Genomic DNA, 22,222 nt, shown 5'->3' with positions numbered 1-22,222 from the left:
CACTCAATTTATCCTTTGGCTTCCACCACTTCATCCTCCGGTGCTTTGCCATCAATACTGCCACGCCAACCACTTTGCTGTACCCGAGCCAGTCGATTTTGGTCCTGCTCGATAGCAGCACTAAGCATCTCTTTGGCACGTTGTAGGCTCGCAAGGCGGAATTCAGTATCCTGATAATTTTCCAGTGTTTCTTCCAGCATCTTCAGGTTATAACGCCGGAAGGTATCTGCTTTCTCACGCGCCTCATAGGCATCCAGCCCCAGCAGCTCCAGTGTTTCACGGCCGATACGCAGCGAGCTTTCAAAGGTTTCACGTTCCGGGCTTTCCACCCCCAACTGCCGCAGCTGATACCAGTGATCAACGTCACGTGCACGCGCCACCACCTTCAGATGCGGGAAGTGCCGCTTGGCCAGTTCGGTCAGCTGCAAGTTGGCCTCTACGTCATCGATAGCATTAATCAACACCTTGGCATGCTCAGCCCCCGCCGCCTCAAGGAGATCGGCACGGGTGGCATCGCCATAAAATACTTTGGTGTCGAATTTACGCAGTGTTTCAATATGGTCCGGGTCGTGATCCAACACCACGGTATGCACGCCATTGGCCAGCAATAAACGGCCGGCGATCTGACCGAAACGACCAAATCCGGCGATGATTACGCTGGCATTCTCATCGTCAATCTCATCCGCCGGGCGTTCGTCTTTCGGCGCGTTCTTCTCAAGCCGTGCGGCCACCACCAACAACAACGGTGTCATCGCCATCGACAGAGCCACAGCCAGTGTCAGCGACTTGGCCCATTCTGGCGGTAAAACTCCAGCCAGTTGCGCAGCCGCAAAGATGACAAAAGCAAACTCACTGCCCTGACCTAACAAGATGGCAAACATGCCACGCTGACGTTTCGGTACACCCAGCCACGGTCCAATCAGCCACAGCAACGCTGCCTTGATCAGCATAAAGCCCAACAGTAGCGATGCGATCAGCAGCGGATGATGGAACAGAGTGCCGAAGTCGATAGACATGCCGACGCCGATGAAGAACAGCCCGAGTAACAACCCTTTGAATGGCTGAATATCGCTTTCCAATGCATGGCGGTATTCAGAACTCGCTAACATCACTCCTGCGAGGAAAGCCCCCATCGCCATCGACAGCCCGGCCATTTCCAGCAGAATGCCAAAACCAAAGACCAGGAACAGTGCCACGGCACTGAAGACTTCACGCATACCGGAACGGGCAACAAAGTGCAGCAGCGGTCGAGTGACATAGCGGCCGAGCAACACTACCGTGACCAATGCCCCCACGACCTTGGCCGCCGACAGGGCAAAGGTCGCCAAGGTGGTGACAGCACCGCTGCTGGCCATCAATGGGATCATCGCAACCAGCGGGATCGCCGCAATATCCTGGAATAACAGAGCGGCAAAGGCGCTGCGACCAATCGGTGACGGCGTCAGGTTACGTTCGCTCATGGCCTGCATGGCTATCGCCGTAGAGGACAACGCCAGCGTCAGGCCAATCAGCAACGCCACCTTCCAATCCAGCCCAAGGAAATAACAGAAGGCGCTGAGTGCCAGCCCACAGGCGGCCATCTGCATAATACCGCCGCCAAACACCGAAGCACGCAGTGTCCACAACCGTTTCGGATCCAGTTCCAGCCCGATGATAAACAGCATCAGCACGACGCCGATCTCGGCAAAGGTGAGGATCGACTCCGCGTCGGACACCAATTTCAATCCCCAGGGACCAATAATACAGCCGGCAATCAGATAGCCGAGCACCGATCCCAGGCCGAGTCGTACCGCAATCGGCACGAACAGCGCAGCCGATCCCAGATAGATCAGCCCCTCAATCATCATGTTGTGATTATCCATGCTCAACTCCCTGCTCCGCCGGTTCACTGTGTTCCATCAGATATGCAACTAAACGCTGGCGGTAAGCCTCACCGGCAGCAATCAACGCCGGTTCATTGCAAGTAAAGGTGTTATGCACGGCAAAGTAGGGCTGCCAGTTCATGCCACAATACAATGCTGTCGCCTGCAGTGGTTGTGCCAATGCTGCAAAATTGGGGTAATCACCCAGTTCAAAATGGTGTTCATCCCCACCACTGGTAACGGCCCAGAGGACATCTTTCCCCACCAAAGCATCGCCTTCATGGCCATAAGCCCAGCCATGTTCCAGCACTTTATCAATCCACAGTTTCAGTAGCGGCGGTTGGCTATACCACTGTATCGGGTGTTGCAGCACCACCAGATCGGCGCGCTCCAAGGCTTGCTGCTCAGCATTGATATCGATGTTGAAATCGGGATACAGCTCATACAACGAACGGACTTCCACCTCGGGAAGATCCTTTACCGCCTGTAACAGACGTTGGTTGGCATGGGAATGCCGTGGATACGGATGGGCGTAAATAATCAGGATCATGGTTGTCGTCGTTCCTTCGTTCCTTGCCAATACTTCAAGCATATACCAATCACAAGAGTGACAGTTTACGTATTGATTGATAGCGGAAATTTTTAACGCGACACAACAAATTGACTGAAAGAGATAAAAAAGGGCGCTGCAGTTAACTGCGGCGCCCGGATGTTATGGCAATGGGAGATTACTTACCGATGCGTGCGTGCAGCTCTTGTACCGAAGTGACTTGCTCGGTTGGATCTGCCTTCAGCGCCATCGCGGTGGCAAAGCCGCCGTTCAGGGTCGTGTCGTAATGCACTTTATACTGCAGTGCACTGCGGCGAATCAGCTTGGAATCCTCAATCGCCTGACGACCAGCCGTGGTGTTAACGATGTAGGTGTACTCGCCATTCTTGATACGGTCCTGAATGTGCGGACGACCTTCATGCACCTTATTGACCAGACGTGGGTTAATCCCCGCCTCGCCCAATACCACTGCGGTGCCGTGAGTTGCATCCAGCTCGAAACCCTGTTTCAGCAGGCTTGCGGCCAAATCCACCACGCGGGCTTTATCGCCTTCACGTACTGACAGCAGTGCACGGCCCTGTTTTTTCATGCCTGACTGGCTACCAAGCATCGCCTTGGAGAAGGCTTCTGCGAAGGTGCGCCCAACGCCCATCACTTCCCCGGTAGAGCGCATTTCTGGCCCTAAAATCGGGTCAACGCCTGGGAATTTGTTGAACGGCAACACCACTTCTTTCACTGAGTAGTACGGCGGGATAACTTCTTCCGTCACGCCCTGCTCAGCCAGTGTTTTGCCTGCCATCACACGCGCAGCCACCTTGGCCAAGGGTACACCTGTCGCTTTAGAGACGAACGGCACGGTACGTGCTGCACGTGGGTTGACTTCAATCAGGTAGACTTCGTTATTCTTCACAGCAAACTGTACGTTCATCAGGCCACGAACTTGCAGCTCAAACGCCAATTTCTCAACCTGCTGACGCATAACATCCTGAATTTCTTTGCTCAAGGTGTACGCCGGCAGTGAGCAAGCGGAGTCACCGGAGTGCACGCCCGCCTGTTCGATGTGTTCCATGATGCCGCCAATCAGCACCCGCTCGCCGTCGCAAATGGCGTCGACGTCGACTTCTACCGCGTCATCCAGGAAGCGGTCCAGCAGCACTGGCGCGTCGTTAGAAACGCTGACCGCGTTCTGGAAATAACGACGCAGGTCGATGTCGTCATACACGATTTCCATCGCACGGCCACCCAGCACATAGGATGGACGCACTACCAGCGGATAACCGATGCCCGCCGCTTTCTCTACCGCTTGTTCGATGGTGGCAACAGTGGCATTAGCCGGCTGTTTCAGGCCCAGACGATGCACCGCTTGTTGGAAACGCTCACGGTCTTCGGCACGGTCAATGGCATCCGGGCTGGTACCGATAATCGGCACACCGGCAGCTTCCAGCTCACGCGCCAACTTCAACGGAGTCTGGCCGCCGTATTGCACGATCACGCCTTTCGGCTTCTCGATGCGCACGATTTCCAGCACGTCTTCCAGCGTCACCGGCTCGAAGTACAGGCGGTCAGAGGTGTCGTAGTCGGTAGACACGGTTTCCGGGTTACAGTTGACCATAATGGTTTCGTAACCATCTTCACGCAGCGCCAGCGAGGCGTGTACGCAACAGTAGTCGAACTCAATGCCTTGGCCGATACGGTTCGGACCACCGCCCAGCACCATCACTTTCGGACGGTCATTGGTCGGGTTGGACTCACACTCTTCTTCATAGGTGGAGTACATGTAAGCGGTGTCGGTGGCGAACTCTGCTGCGCAGGTATCCACACGTTTGTAAACCGGATGCAGGCCATAACCGTGGCGCAGTTTGCGGATTTCGCTTTCGGCGACGCCAGCCAAAGTGGCCAAACGTGCATCAGCGAAGCCTTTACGCTTCAGGGTACGCAGGAACTCTTGGGTCAGGCCGTTGATGCCGGTTTCGGCAACCTGCTCTTCCAGGCGCACCAGTTCTTCAATCTGTACCAGGAACCAGCGATCAACGTTGGTCAGGTTGAATACACCGTCAACTGACAGGCCAGCACGGAAGGCGTCAGCGATGTACCAGATACGGTCAGAGCCCGCATCTTTCAGCTCACGACGAATTTTGGTCAACGCTTCCGGGTCATCCAGGCTGACTTTCGGGTCAAAACCTGTGGCACCGACTTCCAGACCGCGCAGGGCTTTTTGCAGCGACTCTTGTTGGGTGCGGCCAATGGCCATCACTTCACCAACGGATTTCATTTGCGTGGTCAGACGGTCGTTAGCACCGGCAAATTTCTCGAAGTTGAAACGAGGAATTTTAGTCACAACGTAGTCGATAGACGGTTCAAACGATGCAGGCGTACGACCACCCGTGATGTCGTTCATCAGTTCATCGAGCGTATACCCCACTGCCAGCTTGGCGGCGATTTTAGCAATCGGGAAGCCTGTAGCTTTCGACGCCAGTGCCGAAGAACGGGACACGCGCGGGTTCATTTCGATGACGATCAAACGGCCGGTTTTCGGGTTAACCGAGAACTGTACGTTAGAGCCGCCGGTTTCCACGCCGATTTCACGCAGCACCGCCATCGAGGCGTTACGCATGATTTGGTATTCTTTGTCGGTCAACGTCTGCGCCGGTGCTACGGTGATTGAGTCACCGGTATGGATGCCCATGGCGTCGAAGTTTTCAATCGAGCAGACGATGATGCAGTTATCATTCTTATCGCGCACCACCTCCATCTCATACTCTTTCCAACCAATCAGCGACTCATCAATCAACAGCTCTTTGGTTGGTGACAAGTCCAGACCGCGTTCGCAGATCTCTTCGAACTCTTCGCGGTTATAAGCGATGCCGCCACCGGTACCCCCCATCGTAAAGGAAGGACGGATGATGCATGGGAAGCCAACGTCAGCGGCAACCGCCAGCGCTTCTTCCATGTTGTGTGCGATGCCTGAACGCGCGGTGTCCAGACCGATTTTCTTCATTGCTACGTCAAAACGGCGACGATCTTCAGCTTTATCGATCGCGTCAGCGGTCGCGCCAATCATGGTCACGCCAAACTCGGCCAGCACGCCCTGACGTTCCAGCTCCAGTGCACAGTTCAGTGCGGTCTGACCGCCCATGGTCGGCAGCACGGCATCTGGACGCTCTTTTTCGATGATTTTACGCACCACTTCCCAGTGGATTGGCTCGATGTAGGTCGCATCTGCCATTTCCGGGTCGGTCATGATGGTGGCCGGGTTGGAGTTCACCAGAATTACCCGGTAACCCTCTTCGCGCAGCGCTTTACACGCCTGGGCACCCGAGTAGTCGAACTCACACGCCTGGCCGATAACAATCGGGCCAGCGCCGAGGATCAGGATGCTTTTTATGTCTGTACGTTTTGGCATTTTTTACTGCTCCTGATTATTTGGCGTTAGAACGGTAAGTCTCGATCAGTTCGATAAAGTGATCGAACAGCGGCGCGGCATCATGTGGGCCCGGGCTGGCTTCAGGGTGACCCTGGAAGCTAAACGCTGCTTTATCGGTGCGGTGAATGCCCTGCACCGTGTGGTCAAACAAGGATTTATGCGTGATGCGCAGTTCGGCCGGCAGGTTATTTTCGTCCACCGCAAAACCGTGGTTCTGCGCAGTAATCATGACGCAGTCGTTATCCAGGTCTTTCACAGGGTGGTTGCCGCCGTGGTGACCAAGCTTCATCTTCACGGTTTTTGCGCCGCTAGCCAGTGCCAGCAACTGGTGGCCAAGACAGATGCCAAACACCGGAATGTCGGTCTCCAGGAACTGTTTAATCGCCGTGATAGCGTAATCACAGGGCTCTGGGTCACCTGGGCCGTTGGACAGGAAAATACCATCCGGATTCATCTTCAATACATCATCTGCCGGGGTCTGTGCCGGTACTACCGTCAGACGGCAGCCGCGATCCACCAGCATACGCAGGATGTTGCGCTTGGCGCCGTAATCATATGCCACAACGTGGAATGGCAGTTCAGAAGCTGTCTTGGCTTCCGGCAGTTCGCCTTCCAGTGTCCAGCTACCCTGCTGCCAGCTGTAAGCTTCCTGGGTGGTCACTTCTTTAGCCAGATCCATGCCTTTCAGGCCTGGGAAGGCTTTCGCCTTCGCTAACGCCAAAGCAGCATCCGGTGTGTCAGCAGCGATGATGCAACCGTTCTGAGCACCCTTCTCACGCAGCAGGCGAGTCAGCTTGCGGGTATCAATATCGGCAATCGCCACGATGTTATGACGCTTCAGGTATTCAGACAGGCCTTCTTCGTTGCGGTAGTTGCTGGCAATCAGTGGGAGGTCACGAATGACGAGGCCTTGGGCGTGTACAGCGGAGGATTCTTCGTCGGAAGCATTGGTGCCGACATTGCCGATATGGGGATAAGTAAGAGTAACGATCTGGCGGGAGTAGGAAGGATCAGTGAGGATTTCTTGATAACCGGTCATCGACGTATTGAAGACCACTTCCCCCACTGCCGTACCCTCTGCCCCGATGGCCCGACCGTGGAATTGGGTTCCGTCTTCGAGAACCAATAGCGCTGACTTAATCAAAACACCCTCCAAGGAATAATCAATCACAATATTTGCATATTAATTCAGATATCGCGATCTAAATCAATGCAAAAACCGCCCTCAAGGTCAATTTTTGGCAAATTGGGCGCATTTTAATGATGAGTGCTTCACTTGTCTACCCAAAGCGCCATTTTTTCTCTTATTTTTGCACTTCTCGGCGTTTAATAGCCTCAGTCGCCATAAAAACACCGCTAAACTCGGGCTGGTAAACGGTTGCGGGATGGGATGACAGAAAATAGCAATAATGAAGACCCAATATCGGGTTGAAAACATCACCAACGCCTATTACGAACGAAAAAACCCACAAAAACACAAAAAAATACACGTCACTAACAATAATTATGACGAAGACATCATTTTTCATGTTAAAAAAAAGGACAATAAAATTATTGTCCTTTAATCATATGGTTATGATTAATACAACCACATCACGATGGTGTATAAATTAATTACAACTGGTCAAGACCCAGTACATCACGCATATCAAACAGACCTTTATCACAGTTATTCAACCATATAGCGGCTTTAACTGCGCCACTGGCAAAAGTCATGCGACTGGAGGCTTTATGGGTGATTTCCACCCGCTCGCCAATGTCGGCAAACATGGCTGTGTGTTCACCAACAATGTCGCCAGCACGAATAGTGGCAAAGCCGATACTCTTTGGGTCACGCTCGCCGGTATAACCTTCACGTGCATACACGGCGCACTCCTTAAGATCACGCCCTAGCGCACCGGCGATCGCTTCCCCCATCGCCAGCGCGGTCCCTGACGGGGCATCCACTTTATGGCGGTGATGTGCTTCTACAATTTCAATATCGGTATAGTCACCCATCACTTGGGCAGCTTTTTCCAACAGTTTCAGCACCAGATTAACGCCCACACTAAAGTTGGCAGCAAACACGACACCAATCTGCTCGCCAGCAGCGCGGATGGCATCTTTGCCCGCATCGTCAAAACCGGTGGTGCCGATCACGATAGCTTTTTTATGCTCGACGCAGAAAGCCAGATACATCAGGGAGCTTTCCGGACGAGTGAAGTCGATCAGAATATCAAAATCATCGACAACGCTTTCCAGACTGTCGCTAACAGCCACGCCCAACGTACCGATGCCTGCCAGTTCACCAGCATCAACACCGATCAGACTTGAACCCGGGCGTGAAATCGCCGCACCCAGCACCACACCAGGCGTCTGTTGTACCGCCTGGATCAATTGACGACCCATACGGCCGCCGGAACCCGCAATCGCAATGCGGATTTGTGAATCAGTCATACATGCTCTCTTGTCATTGTGATATCAGCACCCGAGATAATCAGAGCGACACCCAGGCTGCAAAGGCGTTTTCCCCGATGAACGTACTCTTACGGGTGAGTGAACACAGCCAACACGGATGCCACTTCAAATATAGTGGGGATATTGGTTCAGGTTAACTGCCACACCTTATCACCACCAGAGGATTCATTTCATAATTAGAAAATTATGATATTCCCTGCTTTTCATCAGTAATGCTGTCAATGGGTTAACATTCGCTGCAATAAACACCCATTCGCGATTGTACATAATCATGCAGTTTTGACTGGATAAAACTGCATAAAAAAGGCACCACGAAGGGTGCCTAAAAGGTCATGAAACGGGTTGTTCACCCGGTTAATGCCACCACTTCCTCAGCGATCATCGCCAGCGCATCATGACGAGCATAATCAGCCTGGACCAGCGCCGCACGCTGTCGATACAGTGGTTGTGCCAGAATCTGCCGCACAGCCTGCCTCAACTGTGCTTCATCCGGATTGCTGGTCTGTAGGTTTACCCCACAGCCCGCAGCGACCACCCGCGTAGCTGCCTCGAGTTTATCCTCCCCCGTACCGGCGACAATCAAGGGGACACCGTGATCCAACGCGGCGTTGATCGAACCGTAACCGCCATTGGTGATCAGCAGCGCCGCCTGCGGCAACCAGTGATCGAAAGAGATAAACTCTTGTACCTTAGCGTTGGCAGGCAACAACGCCAACAGTGCTTCGACCGAACGCCCGCCAGTGGTCGCCAAAACCCGCACTGGTAACTGCGACAGCGCCTTCAGTGTTGGCACAATCAACTGGTGCAGATCGACATTCGCCAGCGTGCCCTGCGAGACGATCACCAACGGACGACGATCTGACTCATCCCACAGATCTGGGGTCTGCTCCGCCGTCGCTACATGGCGTAATGGACCGATAAAGCGCACGCTGTCAGGCAAATCGTCACGGGGATATTCCAGCGCCGGAGTGGCCAGTTGCAAGAAGCGATCACAGCCGCCAATCAATGCATCAGTAAACGCTTGTTGCAGTGGCTTACCGCCGGATTGAGCCATCGCAAAATCAAAACGCTGTTGCACTTCATCGATGAGCAAACGGGTCTCATCATCCACCAGTTGCTCACGCAGCAGATCACGAGGCAATAATGCGGGGGGTATACGCGGCCCGTAGAAGATCGAATCCGTTGAAGAATACGACAACGGTGTCACGCCAATGCCGAGCACCGGGGGACGATCCATCGTCTGCAACAGTGGCAACACGCCATAGAAGCAGTTTTCCACCATCAACAAATCCGTGGGCTCAGCCGCAATCGCGATGCGTAATTGCTGATCCAATAGTGGGATCGGCGCAGCAAAAAAATCTTTCAGCGCTAACGCCATCTGTGCATTACCGGGAGGCAACGCAGCACGCTCTGGAAAGTGCTGTTCAAGATAGCGGTAATCAAAATCCACCCGCTCATCAAAGGCGATAAATTGCGCGCCAGCCGCTTCTGCACGTTCACGAAACAGGGCGCCGGTCATCACCCGAACCTGATGCCCTTGCGCAATCAGGTGTCGAGCAATGCTCAGCATCGGATAAACATGACCCGGCGTTGCCACTGCGGTCATCAGAATACATGCCATAACGGGTTAAACCTCTGCGTTAGCCGGCTTCAGCGCCAGATTGGCGCACACCGGGTGACTCTGAATATGCACGCGCTGCAAATGGCGTGCGGAACGGGCCGTGAAACCTTCACGGCCGTGCAATAACGAGAAGTTGTCAGCTATGACCACGTCACCCTGCTGCCATTGATGGGCATAATAGTGGCGCGGATCGTACAAGTGCTGCTGCAACGTCTGATGGAAAGCCTCCTGTTGATCTTGCGGCACGCCGTGGTATTCCAAAGCATGCTGATTCAGGAATTTCTTGCCCTCGGTCGGTGGCTCGTTGTAACGCATGATCTGCCCATGACCGCTTGGATGCGTCACCACCAGTGGCGAACATACCTCACCGCCATAGTGCACCACCTGCTTAATACGATAGGAGATCGATACCGTCAGCCATTGGGCCAATAGTGATTCATCGACATTGGCCAGCAAGCGTGTGGTATCAACAAAGGTAGTCTGTCCGCCTTCATCCTGTGAAGGTGCAGCAACGCAGTGGAACAGCTGGAATTCTGGAATGGTCGGCTTGTACATACCATCCCAATGCAGTGGCACATAACTGCTGTCGAAAATGTGATCCTTGGCGTCCGGGTGTTCTTTCACGTCCAACACAGCACCGAACGGCCACATCATGATGTCTCCCCACCCCTCGGCATAATGAGTCAGTACCTGTGGGTCGTTAAAGCCGGAATCAAAGCCGCGCAACACCAGCAGATGATGCTGCTGCGCCAATGCCCGCAGTGCAGCCACCGGCAGTTCGCTGATGTGCTGCCCAGAGTGCATAGGGGTCAGTACCGCACCAAAGGGGGTATTCAGTTCAATGCGGCAGTTCAGTGTTTGATTGTCCATCAGTAACTCTCCTTGAATCGAATTTGCTGCTCACACGGCAACCGTGCCGTTAAAAGACGCCCGCCAAGATTGCGGGCGTAATCTGGCCTATTACGCCATTTAAGGCTGTTCGATCAGGTAATGGCTGGGTGTCCCGCGGATCGTTACCAGCTCACCCGCTAACTGTTGAGCATCCTTGCGCTTCATCAATACAAACTGTCCGTTGATGTTCGCCGCTACACCGTGCCACGGGGTCAGCCAATCATCTTTTGTTGGCATCATATGGATGCCCATTTTCAGGCTGTCCGCAGGCTGCGGATGAATAGACAAGCGTATCGCCGATGGGAAATGCTGGGCCAACAAATTGCCCCAAGCCCAGCTACGCTGTATCACGCCACACGCACGTTGTTTGGCATCTTTTTGCAGCGCCGCGTTGGAACCAGCGTAATCAGGAAGTTGACTGTCTTCATACAAAAAGCGGGTGATGGCGCGATACAGCTGTAACCCTTGTTCATCCTGCATCAACTGTTGTTTGATCGTCGTTTCCGATTCGGCATAGCCGTCGACCAGCAACTGACGCAGGAGATCGTAATCACCGGTATGTTCGGCCAACCCTTCCACATCGCCCAGGTTGAACACGCTCAGGTGAGTCGCCCCAACTTCGTGTAACAAGTTTTCAATTTCGCGCTGATAGTGGTTAATGGCGTCGTCGCTGACGCGGATCAAATCACCGAAAACATGACCGTCAGAACAGATGACGATATGCGCACCTGGCGGGTAATAAAGCTGAATACGCTGGCAGAGAGAATTAAGGAATATCAGCGACAGCCGTTCTGCCATATCGGGCACCGAACCAATCACCTTATTAGTATTAGGTGATTTTGTTGGGAAGGCCGGGAGTACAAATTCAATACGCTGTTGGTTTTCAATAAATGCACGGATACGCGGTAATTGTACCTGAGAAACGGCATGTTCTTCCGCAGTGTTTGAGGTTTCCAATCCTGGGAACCGACGTCGATATTGCAATAGCTCATGAAGGATTTTTAACGATATTGTATTAATACGAGCACTATCCACAATTAACTCCTGTTCAGATGTGGCGCAGGCAATTTATTCGCAAACGCAATAAGACTTATCAAAAAGAGAGATGACGCTCGGGAAATAAGTCTGCCCTCACGATTTATCTGCTTCAGGCAATATAGAAGAGAAAATGCTATATTATTAGCCCGTATAATTCACAATCTTGGTTAAGTTGAACTTAACAAACTATGAGTAATATTCTAAAACGCATGGCCATTTTTTCTAAAGTTGTCGATTGCGGCGCGTTCAGCATGGCAGCCAAAGAATTAGGCATTACTACTTCCGCCGTCAGCCAGCATATCCGCTTGCTGGAAACCGAACTGGGCATTCAATTACTTCTACGTTCTACTCGTTCATTGAGCCTGACCGAGGCCGGACTGTGTTTTTATGAGGATTGTGTACTGATGATCCATGCAGCCGAACGGGGACAGCAGCGTATCGCTGCCCTGCGCGGCGAACTGGCGGGGGAATTGCGCGTCGCCACCTCCACGGAGTTTGCCACCCATTATCTGGTGCCGGCGCTGCAAAGCTTCCTGGACGAACACCCACGGATCACACTGAGATTGGAGATTCATGACGAAAAAATCGACCTGATAGGCCAACGCATTGATCTGGCAATTCGTGGTGGTGTGTTAGCCGACTCCAGTTACGTCTCGACCCGGCTGGCACGCTTTCGCGAAGTCCTGTGTGCCTCTCCGGCCTACCTTGCCAGCCACGGCATACCCGATAGTCCTCAGTCACTAACCCACCACCAATGGGTCACTTTTACTCCCTTGGGCAATCCGCAGTTTGTTCGCCTGCTCCACCATGACGGTGCAGAACATCGGTTGCGAATGACCGGACGTTTATTTACCAATAACGGTATGGCGATGAAAGAATTGGCACTGGCTGGCAAAGGAATCATCCGTAATTTCTTTGTCAATGTTGAGCGTGAATTACACAACGGTGATTTGGTGGAAGTGTTACCCGAGTGGCGATTACCCGATATTAATTGCTTTGCAATTATGCCAAGAAGGGACAGCCAACCATTAAAAGTTCGCCGTTTATTAGAGCATATGAAAATCCATTTACAGAAAAAAGAGAAGCATTCTTTAGAGCAGTTCAGAACTTAATGAAATAAGAAGTTTCCGTAACACCACTTAATTTAGTTATTTAACTTTTCAGCCCATTGCTGACCAGCACCAGAGCTCATTTAGATTGCAGACTAATGATATTATCCTTAATAACTCTCTCACTCCCTATATAAGTATTTCTCCTATCATTAATTCAAATTGTCAGAACAAATTTGACTTTAAATAGCAGAAAATTTGAATTAGTCCCCTTTCTCTACTCAACGTTAATACTTTTATTTCCTGGCACCGTCCCCAAAAAGCAAAACGGGGAGCCTAGGCTCCCCGTTATCTTATTTGTAGCTGATGCTTATTCAACCTGCTTGATATCAACCCGCAGCTCTTTCGGCACTTCAAACACGATGTTCTCTTCGCGTCCACTGACTTCCTGCACGTTAGCACCACCCAGCGCCTTCAGACGACTGATCACATCCTGAACCAACACGTCAGGTGCGGATGCTCCGGCGGTAACACCAATATTACGGGCACCTTTCAGCCAGGCTTCCTGAATGTCAGCCGCGGAGTCAATCAGATATGCCGGCTTGCCGACACGCTGAGCCAGCTCCGCCAGACGGTTAGAGTTAGACGAGTTTTTCGACCCCACAACCAGAACCACATCCGCATCACCAGCCAGGTTACGTACTGCTTCCTGACGGTTAGTGGTGGCGTAGCAGATATCGTCCTTACGCGGGCCGATAATGCTCGGGAAGCGCTTGCGCAATGCATCGATCACGTCAGACGTATCATCCACCGACAATGTGGTTTGTGTCATAAAGCACAGGTTGCTCTCATCCTTCACCTGCAGCTTCCACACATCATCTGGCGACTCGACCAGGTACATGCCCCCTTTAGGGTTACTGTACTGGCCCATGGTGCCTTCCACTTCTGGATGGCCCGCATGACCAATCAGGATCGCCTCGGTACCACGGCGGCTGGCTCGCGCCACCTCCATATGTACTTTGGTTACCAGTGGGCAAGTTGCATCAAACAGCATGGTCAAATCACGTGCTTTGGCTTCTGCTCGTACCGCCTGAGAAACACCGTGCGCCGAGAAGATCAAAATAGACCCATCCGGCACTTCGGTGATTTCCTCAATGAACACCGCCCCGCGCTCACGCAGGCTATCTACCACATAGCGGTTATGCACCACTTCGTGGCGTACATAGATAGGCGCGCCGTAAATTTCCAGCGCACGTTCAACGATACTGATCGCACGATCAACCCCGGCACAGAAGCCACGTGGGTTAGCCAGCAATATTTGCATGCGTCTCCTCCTGCTGCGGATCGATCTCCAGCACTTCGATATCGAAGGTCACCGGATGGCCCGCCAGCGGATGGTTGAAATCAACGGTAATCGAATCTTCCGCCACTTCACGTACTACGCCTGGCATTTCGCTACCATCGACAGCGGTAAACAGCATAATTGTGCCGACGTCCGGCACCCCGGTTTCCGCGAAATCGCGACGCGAGAAGAACTGAACCAGATCCGGGTTCTCTGCACCAAATGCCGCTTCTGGCTGTAAGGTAAAAGCACATTTGTCGCCCGCACTCAGGCCAAGCAACTGTGCTTCCAGCTGCTCGGACAAACTGCCATCACCCAAACGGAACAGTGCCGGTTTGCCACTGCTGCGGGTGGATTCTGCGGTCGAACCGTCTTCCAGTTTCAGCGTGAAGTGCACCAGCACTTCACTGCTACCGTTAACCTGAGCCGTCATATTACTCACCTTTACTCTTTGCGCTTTTGTTCGCTGGCGACAAGAAGCCTTCCAGCACGATCATCGCCGCCCCTACGCAAATAAAACTATCTGCAAGGTTGAAAGTCGGGTAATGCCAATCGCCTACGTAGAAGTCGATAAAATCGACAACAAAACCGTGCCATAAGCGATCGAACAGGTTACCAAGCGCACCGCCGATGATGAAAGCATAGGCGATATTGTTCAGCTTCTGCTGTGCACTGCTGCGGTACATCATCACCAACAGCACCGCCACGATAGCCACCGCAATACCGGCGAAGAACCAACGCTGCCAGCCGCCATGATCGGCGAGGAAACTGAACGCAGCACCGTAGTTGCGCGCATAGAACAGATTGAACGACGGGATCAGTGGCTGGGACTGGCCCAGCACAAAGTTACCGAGGATCCACTGCTTGCTGGCAAAATCCAGTACCAACACGACGACTACCAGCCACAGCCAGCGCAAGCCGGTCGAACAAATAGGTTTACTCATTAGGCAAACTTACGCTTTTCGCCGTCGCCGGCTACGTTGATAACACAGCGGCCGCAGAGATCTGCATGCTCCGCCACCAAACCGATATCGGTGGTGTAATGCCAGCAACGCGGGCATTTCTCACCCTCAGCGGTGCTGAAGGCGATTTTCAGGCCTTTCACCAGTTCTGACGTCAGTGCATCTGCTGGCGCATCAGCCAGAGGTGCAACGTGCGCGCCAGAGGTCAGCAGCACGAAGCGCAACTCATCCTGCAGGCTGTTGAGACGTTCAGCCAGTTCGCTATCGGCATACAGCGTTACTGCGGCTTCCAGCGAGCCACCAAGACGCTTGTCTGCACGTGCCTGTTCCAGCACCTTGTTCACTTCGCCACGCACTTTCAGCAGTTCAGCCCAGAAAGCATCGTTCATGCCTTCGCCTTCAGCCAAACCGAACAGGCCGTCGTACCACTCTTCGGTGAACACGTACTGCGCACGTTTGCCCGGCAGGAAAGCCCAGATTTCATCGGCAGTGAACGACATGATCGGCGCCATCCAGCGTACCAATGCTTCTGCGATATGGAACAAAGCAGTCTGGCAGCTGCGACGGGCGACACTGTCGCTCTTCGCGGTGTACTGGCGATCTTTGATGATATCCAGGTAGAAGGAGCCCATCTCGACAGAACAGAACTGCATCAGGCGTTGCACTACTTCATGGAAATCGTAGTTGGCATAAGCCTGCTCGATATCCTGTTGTGCCGCCAGAGCACGACCGACTGCCCAGCGATCCAGTACCACCATGTCTTCCGGTGCCACGCAATCCGTGCTCGGTTCGAACCCGTTCAGGTTCGCCAGCAAGAAGCGCGCTGTGTTACGGATGCGGCGATAAGAATCAGCAGAACGTTTCAAGATCTCGTCAGATACCGCGATTTCACCGGTGTAGTCGGTAGAGGCTACCCACAGACGCAGGATGTCGCCGCCCAGCTTGTTCATCACGTCTTGTGGACTGATGGTGTTGCCGATGGACTTGGACATTTTACGGCCCTGACCGTCCACGGTGAAACCGTGAGTCAGCACTTCTTTATACGGCGCTTTACCTTTCATGGCGGTTGAGATCATCAGTGATGACATGAACCAGCCGCGGTGTTGGTCAGAGCCTTCCAGATACATGTCGGCGCCATGACCATTGAACTCAGGGCGAACGTCGACTACGGAAGAGTGAGTCGAACCGGAGTCGAACCACACGTCCAGGGTATCTGGCACTTTCACGTAGTCGGCAGCATCCGCGCCGAGAATGTCGGCTGCGTCCAGATCCCACCAGGCCTGAATACCATCTTGCTCAACACGTTTTGCCACTTCTTCCATCAGCTCTACGCTGCGTGGGTGCAGTTGTTCTGTGTCTTTATGCACAAACAGGGACATCGGCACGCCCCAGGTACGCTGACGTGAAATACACCAGTCCGGGCGGTTAGCGACCATGGTTTCGATGCGCGCCTGGCCCCACTCAGGGATCCACTGCACGCCTTTGATCTCTTCCAGCGACTGCTTACGCAGACCTTTTTGATCCATGCTGATGAACCACTGAGGCGTTGCACGGAAGATGATCGGCGTTTTGTGACGCCAGCAGCATGGGTAACTGTGAACCAGTTTTTCCACATGCAGCAATGCACCTTTCTCACGCAGCAGATCAACGATCAGATCATTGGCCTTAAACACAAACTTGCCATCCAGCAGCGGATGAGTACCCGGCAGATAACAACCGTTCGGCCCTACCGGGTTGGCAATTTCCAAACCGTATTTCTGACTGATAACAAAGTCATCCGGGCCGTGGCCACCTGCGGTATGCACCGCACCGGTACCCGCGTCCAGCGTGACGTGCTCACCCATGATCGCCGGTACGTCGAAGCCCATGAATGGGTGTTCAAAACGCATCAGGTCAAGATCGGCACCTTTGCAGCTGCCCAGTACGGTCCACGCGCTGATACCGGCGCGTTTCATCACGCTTTCTACCAGTTCAGCCGCCAGCACCAGGCACTGACCTTCGACCTGCACCAGTTGATAAGCAAATTCCGGATGCAATGAAATTGCACGGTTAGCAGGTAAGGTCCATGGGGTCGTGGTCCAGATCACCAAAGAAATCGGGCCATTGAAGCTGGTCACACCAAATTTGGCCGCTACCGCTGCCGCGTCAACCGCGTGGAACGCCACATCGATAGACGGTGAAGTCTTGTCGTAATATTCCACTTCCGCTTCTGCCAGCGAAGAACGGCAATCGGTACACCAGTGCACCGGTTTTGCGCCTTTCAGCAGATGACCATTGCTGATGATCTTGCCCAGCGCGCGGATGATATTGGCTTCGGTTTTGAAGTCCATGGTCAAATACGGGTGATCCCAGTCGCCCAGCACGCCAAGACGGATGAAGTCTTTCTTCTGGCCTTCAACTTGTTCAGCGGCATACTCACGGCATTTGACACGGAATTCCGCCGCGGTGAGTTTCTCGCCCGGCTTACCGTACAGTTGTTCGACTTTCAGTTCGATCGGCAGGCCATGGCAGTCCCAACCTGGGACATAAGGCGAGTCGAAGCCGGACATCCCTTTCGACTTGATAATAATGTCTTTGAGAATCTTGTTAACCGAGTGACCAATGTGAATGCTGCCGTTCGCATACGGAGGGCCGTCATGCAAAATGAAGGATTTTTTGCCCTTTTTGGCAGTACGAATAATCCCGTACAGATCCTGTTCATACCAACGTTGCAGCATGCCAGGTTCGCGCTTGGCCAGATCGCCACGCATCGGGAACCCTGTTTCCGGCAAGTTCAGGGTATTCTTGTAGTCACTCATGAGATTCTCGTTTCCGTTTTCGGCTATTTACCCCCCACACTTCAAGCTGCATCTTTGTTGGCCGCCCTTTCTCATCCGAATCACTTGCCTGTGCAAGCTCTTCGGATTCGTGCGGTTGCCGCCGCGATGCAACTCGAATTATTGAGGGTAAACGATTAAACCAGTGTTTTTAACCCGAAGAACTTCCGGGCCGTCACCACATCATTGGCGATTTGCTGCTTCAGGGCATCGAGCGAAGCAAAACGCTGTTCATTGCGCAATTTCGCGCGGAGCACCACGTCAATATGGCGCCCGTAAAGATCCATTGTGACATCCAACAGATGGACTTCCAGCTGTTGGCGCACGCCGGCAACGGTTGGTCGCGTACCAATATTGGCTACGCCAGGTAGCGGTTCAGACCCCAGGCCATACACTTCCACCGCATAGACCCCTTTTACCGGTGCAACCAGGCGTTTCAGCGGCAGGTTGGCCGTAGGGAAGCCGATGGTGCGGCCCAGTTCATCACCGTGTACTACTCGGCCTGAAATGCTGTACGGATGACCCAACAGCGTTTCAGCCTGCGCCAGATCATCATCACGCAGTGCATTGCGAATCGCCGTACTGCTGATACGTTGATCGCCTTCACGGAAGGTCGGCGTGCTGATCACTTCAAAACCGTATTCTATCCCGGCTTTTTGCAATAACGGAAAATCGCCCTGACGCGTCGCGCCAAAGCGAAAATCATCCCCGACCATCAGGAATTTCACGCCCAGTTTTTCCACCAGCAATTCGGCAACGAACGCCTGTGCCGTGTTGGCGGCAAAACGCGGGTCAAACTTGACGCACAGCAGGTAGTCAACGCCCGCTTGCGCCAGATATTTGGCCTTATCACGCAAACGCGTGAGTCTGGCCGGTGCCTTGTCCGCTGCAAACATTTCCAGCGGTTGCGGCTCAAAGATCATGACCATCACTGGCAGCCCGAGGCGTTGCCCCTCTTGTTTCAGCTGCTCCAGCAACGCTTGGTGACCGCGGTGTACGCCGTCAAAGTTGCCGATGGTGAGCACACAACCATGGTGGCGTGCCCGGATATTGTGAATGCCGCGAATTAGCTCCATAGCTGGCTCAAAACAGTGGAAATCGCCGGATTATACCTTGTACAGCGGTTAAGGTTAACCCGCGATTGGTGCCTTTGTGTAATAGACATACCATACCGGAGATAATCTGCAGGTGAAACGCCCTAACCGCAGTTTATCCGGCAACATGAAGCTGATTATCGACCACGACCAACAGCTTGCGGCCAATACAGCAACTCATTGGCGAATTTTCTCGCGAAACACTGTATTCCCATGACCGAAGCTGGTAAAATCCTGCCCCATCACAACGTAGCAAGTGCCGCCCGTACAAACGGCGCTTATTTGCACAAATCCGTTGACAAACGAAGACTAAAAGGGGATATTCCTCGGCCTTCGAATTGTCCTCAATAGAATATATTTGGGAGTTGGACCTTGGCTAATATCAAATCAGCTAAGAAACGCGCCGTACAGTCTGAGAAACGTCGTAAGCACAACGCTAGCGGCCGCTCTATGATGCGTACCTACATCAAGAAAGTAGAAGTTGCTATCGCAACTGGCGATAAAGAAGCTGCAAAAAACGCATTCCTCGTGATGCAACCAATCGTGGACCGCAAGGCAGCTAAAGGCCTGATCCACAAAAACAAAGCAGCACGCCATAAGTCAAATCTGACTGCGCGTATCAACGCAATGCAATAAGCATTACGTTGTCTGCTTGATAAAAAAACCGGCTCAGGCCGGTTTTTTTACGTCTGCTGTTTTCACCGCTCTAGTAAGTAAACAGTGCGGAGAAATCCTTGTTGCACACCCGTTGTACCGCGGGATGCTGGATCATACGTTCGGCAAAAATGATGTAGTACTCTTCCTGCACGCTATCAATGCGCCCAATCTCCACCACGTCATCATCGTTATAGGTATCTTGCGCATACAGCGTCGGTGCAACGAAGATCGCGTTGTGGTACATGCCAAAGGTCTTCATCAGGGCCGCATCATCAAATTCGCCCAAGATCTCTACCTGGATACCCTGGGTGTTAAACCAGTTAAGCAGCTTACGCCCCAGCATCGAACGCCGGCCTGGAATGAGCAGCTTGCGTTGTTCAAGACAAGCGGGGAACGGTAAGTCCGGCGCCGGCTGACGGCAAAAGAAGCTGATACCGCATTCACCCAGCTTGAGCGAAAACAACCCTTCTTGCTGGCTGGAGTCCACCGGGCAGTCTGACAAGATCATGTCGAGCTTATGTTGGCTGAGCTGTTCGAGCAGCATCTCGTGCGTCGACTCAAAGCAACGTAGATGAATTTGCTCATTATCCACCACTACCGCGGTCTCCAGAACCTGACTCACCAAACGTTTGGACAGCGCATCCGCGACCCCAACGTCGAACAGCAGGTTAGATTCCTTGCGATAATTGACGATATCCAGCATTTCCTGGCTGAGCATAAACATCTTGTCGGCGTAGCGGAAAACCAGCTGCCCCAATTCAGAAGGCACTAGCCCACGCCCCTGACGCTTGAACAGCTTGCCGTCCAAACGTTCTTCCAGTGCTTTGATCTGGCCGGTGATGGTCTGCGGCGTCAGAAACAATGCTTCAGCGGCGCCGACCACCGAACCTTCCTTGCAGACCTGCCAGAAGTAGTAAAGGTGATTAAAGTTAATATGCGACATCCTCACGAGGTGCTCTCCTTAACATTTCGTCAGGTTAAACGATCGACCGTGACGAGCGACTAATGTCCTTTCCCTGTTTCAGACAACCTGTTGCTGCATTCGTCCCAAACAGAACGGTCGAAGCTGCGCATATTTTATACTGCGCAGCTCCGACCAGCTATTGTAATCTGTACTTACGAACAGAGGATCCCCTAAAGGGGTTATCTGACTCGTGGTAACGACATGCGCAACAGACCGTACCCGACCACCGCCGCCGTGGTTGACCCAATCAGGATACCCAGCCGCGAATACGTGCTTAGTACGACATCCGCATCGCCAAATGCCAGCGAAGCGATGAAAATTGACATGGTGAAACCAATACCACAGAGCACGGAAACGGCAAACACCTGTTTGAAACCAATTCCTTCAGGCAGTTTGGCAATGCCCAACTTCACCGCCAGCAGGCTAAAGGTGAAGATACCCAACGGCTTACCGATGAACAAGCCCGCTGCGATACCGACAGGGAGCAGTGAGGTCAACCCACTCAGTGACACGCCCTGTAATGAAACACCCGCATTGGCAAAAGCGAACAGCGGCAGAATCAGGAACGCCACCCATGGGTGCAGCTCGTGCTCCAGAGTCTCCGAAGGAGATGGGCCTTTCTTCACGTTCAGCGGGATCATGAAGCCAATAATTACACCCGCCAGGGTCGCATGTACCCCGGACTTGAGGATAGCCACCCACAGCACCAGGCCGACAATCATATAAAGCGAGGTTTTCCCTACGCCACGCCAGTTCATAAATGCCAGCACCGCAACAGACGCGGCAGCTACACCCAACGCCGCCATCGACACTTCATGGGTATAGAACAGTGCGATAATCACGATCACACCCAGGTCATCGATAATCGCCAGCGCCAGCAGGAACACCTTCAGGCTGGTGGGTACGCGGTTCCCCAACAGCGCCATTACCCCAAGGGCAAACGCAATATCAGTTGCCGCCGGAATTGCCCAGCCCTGGCGAGTAACCTCATCAGCGCCGTTGAACAGCAGGTAAATTAATGCCGGTGCCAACATGCCGCCCAACGCAGCAATAGCGGGAAACACCGCCTTGTCACGCCCGGCTAATGAACCCTGCATCAGTTCACGCTTGACCTCCAGCCCAACCACCAGGAAAAAGATCGCCATCAGGCCGTCGTTAATCCACAGCAGCAACGGCTTGGCAATTTCCAGTGAGGACACTTTCACCATGACAGGTAAATTGAGGAAAGCATGATAAATCCCCTGGGCTGGGGTATTGGCCATGATCAACGCGATAATCGCGGCTACGATCAGGATAATGCCGCCTGCGGCTTCCTGACGTAAAAATTGACGAATGATATTGGTCACAATACGTCTCTCCAGAGATGCGCGAAGCAGAAATAGCCTCGCAAACAAAGTAATGGAATGAGTATAGACGGCGATTTAGCTCGATAAAACACGTTTATAAATGCTTTAACAATCGTAAAAACCGAGCTATTTACGATAAGCATCACACT

Annotated in this window: 17 protein-coding genes; 2 read left to right on the top strand and 15 right to left on the bottom strand. The window is 53.0% G+C overall.

The window, feature by feature from the left end:
* Positions 1-8 precede the first annotated feature (8 nt).
* The 8 genes from kefC to pvcA all read right to left on the bottom strand — a co-directional run bounded on the left by kefC (position 9) and on the right by pvcA (position 11,840).
* On the bottom strand, positions 9-1,862 hold the full coding sequence (kefC, locus tag SGBXF1_RS03260) for a glutathione-regulated potassium-efflux system protein KefC (protein ID WP_186427807.1): 1,854 nt from the start codon (positions 1,860-1,862) through the stop codon (positions 9-11).
* Entirely contained in the window at positions 1,855-2,412 is a 558-nt protein-coding gene (gene kefF / locus SGBXF1_RS03255) for a glutathione-regulated potassium-efflux system oxidoreductase KefF (RefSeq protein WP_061807377.1), read from the bottom strand. The genes kefC and kefF overlap by 8 nt, the downstream gene beginning before the upstream one ends.
* A gap of 178 nt (positions 2,413-2,590) precedes the next feature.
* A complete protein-coding gene (carB, locus tag SGBXF1_RS03250) occupies positions 2,591-5,815 on the bottom strand; it encodes a carbamoyl-phosphate synthase large subunit (RefSeq protein WP_037420703.1) in 3,225 nt (1,074 codons plus the stop codon).
* A gap of 16 nt (positions 5,816-5,831) precedes the next feature.
* Positions 5,832-6,980: a glutamine-hydrolyzing carbamoyl-phosphate synthase small subunit gene (gene carA, locus SGBXF1_RS03245; RefSeq protein WP_130382466.1), complete on the bottom strand. Its 1,149-nt coding sequence runs from the start codon at positions 6,978-6,980 to the stop codon at positions 5,832-5,834.
* A gap of 470 nt (positions 6,981-7,450) precedes the next feature.
* Positions 7,451-8,272, bottom strand: coding sequence for a 4-hydroxy-tetrahydrodipicolinate reductase (gene dapB, locus SGBXF1_RS03240; RefSeq protein WP_037420700.1), 822 nt, complete (start codon positions 8,270-8,272; stop codon positions 7,451-7,453).
* A gap of 367 nt (positions 8,273-8,639) precedes the next feature.
* On the bottom strand, positions 8,640-9,899 hold the full coding sequence (locus tag SGBXF1_RS03235) for a glycosyltransferase (RefSeq protein WP_186428458.1): 1,260 nt from the start codon (positions 9,897-9,899) through the stop codon (positions 8,640-8,642).
* A 21-nt stretch (positions 9,900-9,920) separates the two neighbouring features.
* The gene (locus tag SGBXF1_RS03230) at positions 9,921-10,784 is read right to left on the bottom strand and encodes a TauD/TfdA dioxygenase family protein (RefSeq protein WP_186427806.1); all 864 of its coding nucleotides are present in this window, start codon (positions 10,782-10,784) and stop codon (positions 9,921-9,923) included.
* A 99-nt stretch (positions 10,785-10,883) separates the two neighbouring features.
* Positions 10,884-11,840 (bottom strand): L-tyrosine isonitrile synthase, encoded by a 957-nt coding sequence (gene pvcA, locus SGBXF1_RS03225; RefSeq protein WP_186427805.1) that lies wholly within the window; start codon positions 11,838-11,840, stop codon positions 10,884-10,886.
* 191 nt (positions 11,841-12,031) lie between these two features.
* On the opposite strand from pvcA, the gene SGBXF1_RS03220 reads away from it, so the two are divergent.
* On the top strand, positions 12,032-12,955 hold the full coding sequence (locus SGBXF1_RS03220) for a LysR family transcriptional regulator (RefSeq protein ID WP_186427804.1): 924 nt from the start codon (positions 12,032-12,034) through the stop codon (positions 12,953-12,955).
* Positions 12,956-13,262: 307 nt separating this feature from the next.
* On the opposite strand, the gene ispH is transcribed toward SGBXF1_RS03220, so the two are convergent.
* The 5 genes from ispH to ribF form a co-directional block, all read right to left on the bottom strand.
* A complete protein-coding gene (gene ispH / locus SGBXF1_RS03215; protein ID WP_037420690.1) occupies positions 13,263-14,216 on the bottom strand; it encodes a 4-hydroxy-3-methylbut-2-enyl diphosphate reductase in 954 nt (317 codons plus the stop codon).
* Positions 14,197-14,667 (bottom strand): FKBP-type peptidyl-prolyl cis-trans isomerase, encoded by a 471-nt coding sequence (gene fkpB, locus SGBXF1_RS03210; RefSeq protein WP_037420687.1) that lies wholly within the window; start codon positions 14,665-14,667, stop codon positions 14,197-14,199. The genes ispH and fkpB overlap by 20 nt, the downstream gene beginning before the upstream one ends.
* Position 14,668: 1 nt before the next feature.
* The gene (gene lspA / locus SGBXF1_RS03205) at positions 14,669-15,178 is read right to left on the bottom strand and encodes a signal peptidase II (RefSeq protein WP_037420684.1); all 510 of its coding nucleotides are present in this window, start codon (positions 15,176-15,178) and stop codon (positions 14,669-14,671) included.
* Positions 15,178-17,994 carry an isoleucine--tRNA ligase gene (ileS, locus tag SGBXF1_RS03200; protein WP_186427803.1) on the bottom strand — a complete coding sequence of 939 codons (2,817 nt, stop codon included), beginning with the start codon at positions 17,992-17,994 and terminating at the stop codon, positions 15,178-15,180. Before ileS ends, lspA begins: the two co-directional genes overlap by 1 nt.
* 155 nt (positions 17,995-18,149) lie before the next feature.
* On the bottom strand, positions 18,150-19,088 hold the full coding sequence (gene ribF / locus SGBXF1_RS03195) for a bifunctional riboflavin kinase/FAD synthetase (protein ID WP_037420679.1): 939 nt from the start codon (positions 19,086-19,088) through the stop codon (positions 18,150-18,152).
* 390 nt (positions 19,089-19,478) lie between these two features.
* Here ribF and rpsT point away from each other — a divergent pair, with 390 nt between their 5' ends.
* On the top strand, positions 19,479-19,742 hold the full coding sequence (gene rpsT / locus SGBXF1_RS03190; RefSeq protein ID WP_037420676.1) for a 30S ribosomal protein S20: 264 nt from the start codon (positions 19,479-19,481) through the stop codon (positions 19,740-19,742).
* A 70-nt stretch (positions 19,743-19,812) separates the two neighbouring features.
* On the opposite strand, the gene nhaR is transcribed toward rpsT, so the two are convergent.
* Both nhaR and nhaA read right to left on the bottom strand, forming a co-directional pair.
* Entirely contained in the window at positions 19,813-20,712 is a 900-nt protein-coding gene (gene nhaR, locus SGBXF1_RS03185) for a transcriptional activator NhaR (protein ID WP_037420673.1), read from the bottom strand.
* A gap of 194 nt (positions 20,713-20,906) precedes the next feature.
* On the bottom strand, positions 20,907-22,073 hold the full coding sequence (gene nhaA, locus SGBXF1_RS03180) for a Na+/H+ antiporter NhaA (RefSeq protein WP_037420670.1): 1,167 nt from the start codon (positions 22,071-22,073) through the stop codon (positions 20,907-20,909).
* Positions 22,074-22,222: the final 149 nt, after the last annotated feature.

This window comes from Serratia grimesii (assembly GCF_900186025.1).
Classification (GTDB): domain Bacteria; phylum Pseudomonadota; class Gammaproteobacteria; order Enterobacterales; family Enterobacteriaceae; genus Serratia; species Serratia grimesii.
The sequence above is the reverse complement of the archived record's forward strand: the minus strand, read 5'-3'. Positions and strand labels throughout refer to the sequence as shown.

Bases quoted from the DNA above. Each gene is read 5' to 3' on its own strand.
- SGBXF1_RS03235 (WP_186428458.1), bottom strand. From the start codon at position 9,899: ATGACCGCAGTGGCAACGCCGGGTCATGTTTATCCGATGCTGAGCATT.
- SGBXF1_RS03230 (WP_186427806.1), bottom strand. From the start codon at position 10,784: ATGGACAATCAAACACTGAACTGCCGCATTGAACTGAATACCCCCTTT.
- SGBXF1_RS03220 (WP_186427804.1), top strand. From the start codon at position 12,032: ATGAGTAATATTCTAAAACGCATGGCCATTTTTTCTAAAGTTGTCGAT.
- kefF (WP_061807377.1), bottom strand. From the start codon at position 2,412: ATGATCCTGATTATTTACGCCCATCCGTATCCACGGCATTCCCATGCC.
- ribF (WP_037420679.1), bottom strand. From the start codon at position 19,088: ATGGAGCTAATTCGCGGCATTCACAATATCCGGGCACGCCACCATGGT.
- kefC (WP_186427807.1), bottom strand. From the start codon at position 1,862: ATGGATAATCACAACATGATGATTGAGGGGCTGATCTATCTGGGATCG.
- lspA (WP_037420684.1), bottom strand. From the start codon at position 15,178: ATGAGTAAACCTATTTGTTCGACCGGCTTGCGCTGGCTGTGGCTGGTA.
- ispH (WP_037420690.1), bottom strand. From the start codon at position 14,216: ATGCAAATATTGCTGGCTAACCCACGTGGCTTCTGTGCCGGGGTTGAT.
- fkpB (WP_037420687.1), bottom strand. From the start codon at position 14,667: ATGACGGCTCAGGTTAACGGTAGCAGTGAAGTGCTGGTGCACTTCACG.
- ileS (WP_186427803.1), bottom strand. From the start codon at position 17,994: ATGAGTGACTACAAGAATACCCTGAACTTGCCGGAAACAGGGTTCCCG.
- dapB (WP_037420700.1), bottom strand. From the start codon at position 8,272: ATGACTGATTCACAAATCCGCATTGCGATTGCGGGTTCCGGCGGCCGT.
- carB (WP_037420703.1), bottom strand. From the start codon at position 5,815: ATGCCAAAACGTACAGACATAAAAAGCATCCTGATCCTCGGCGCTGGC.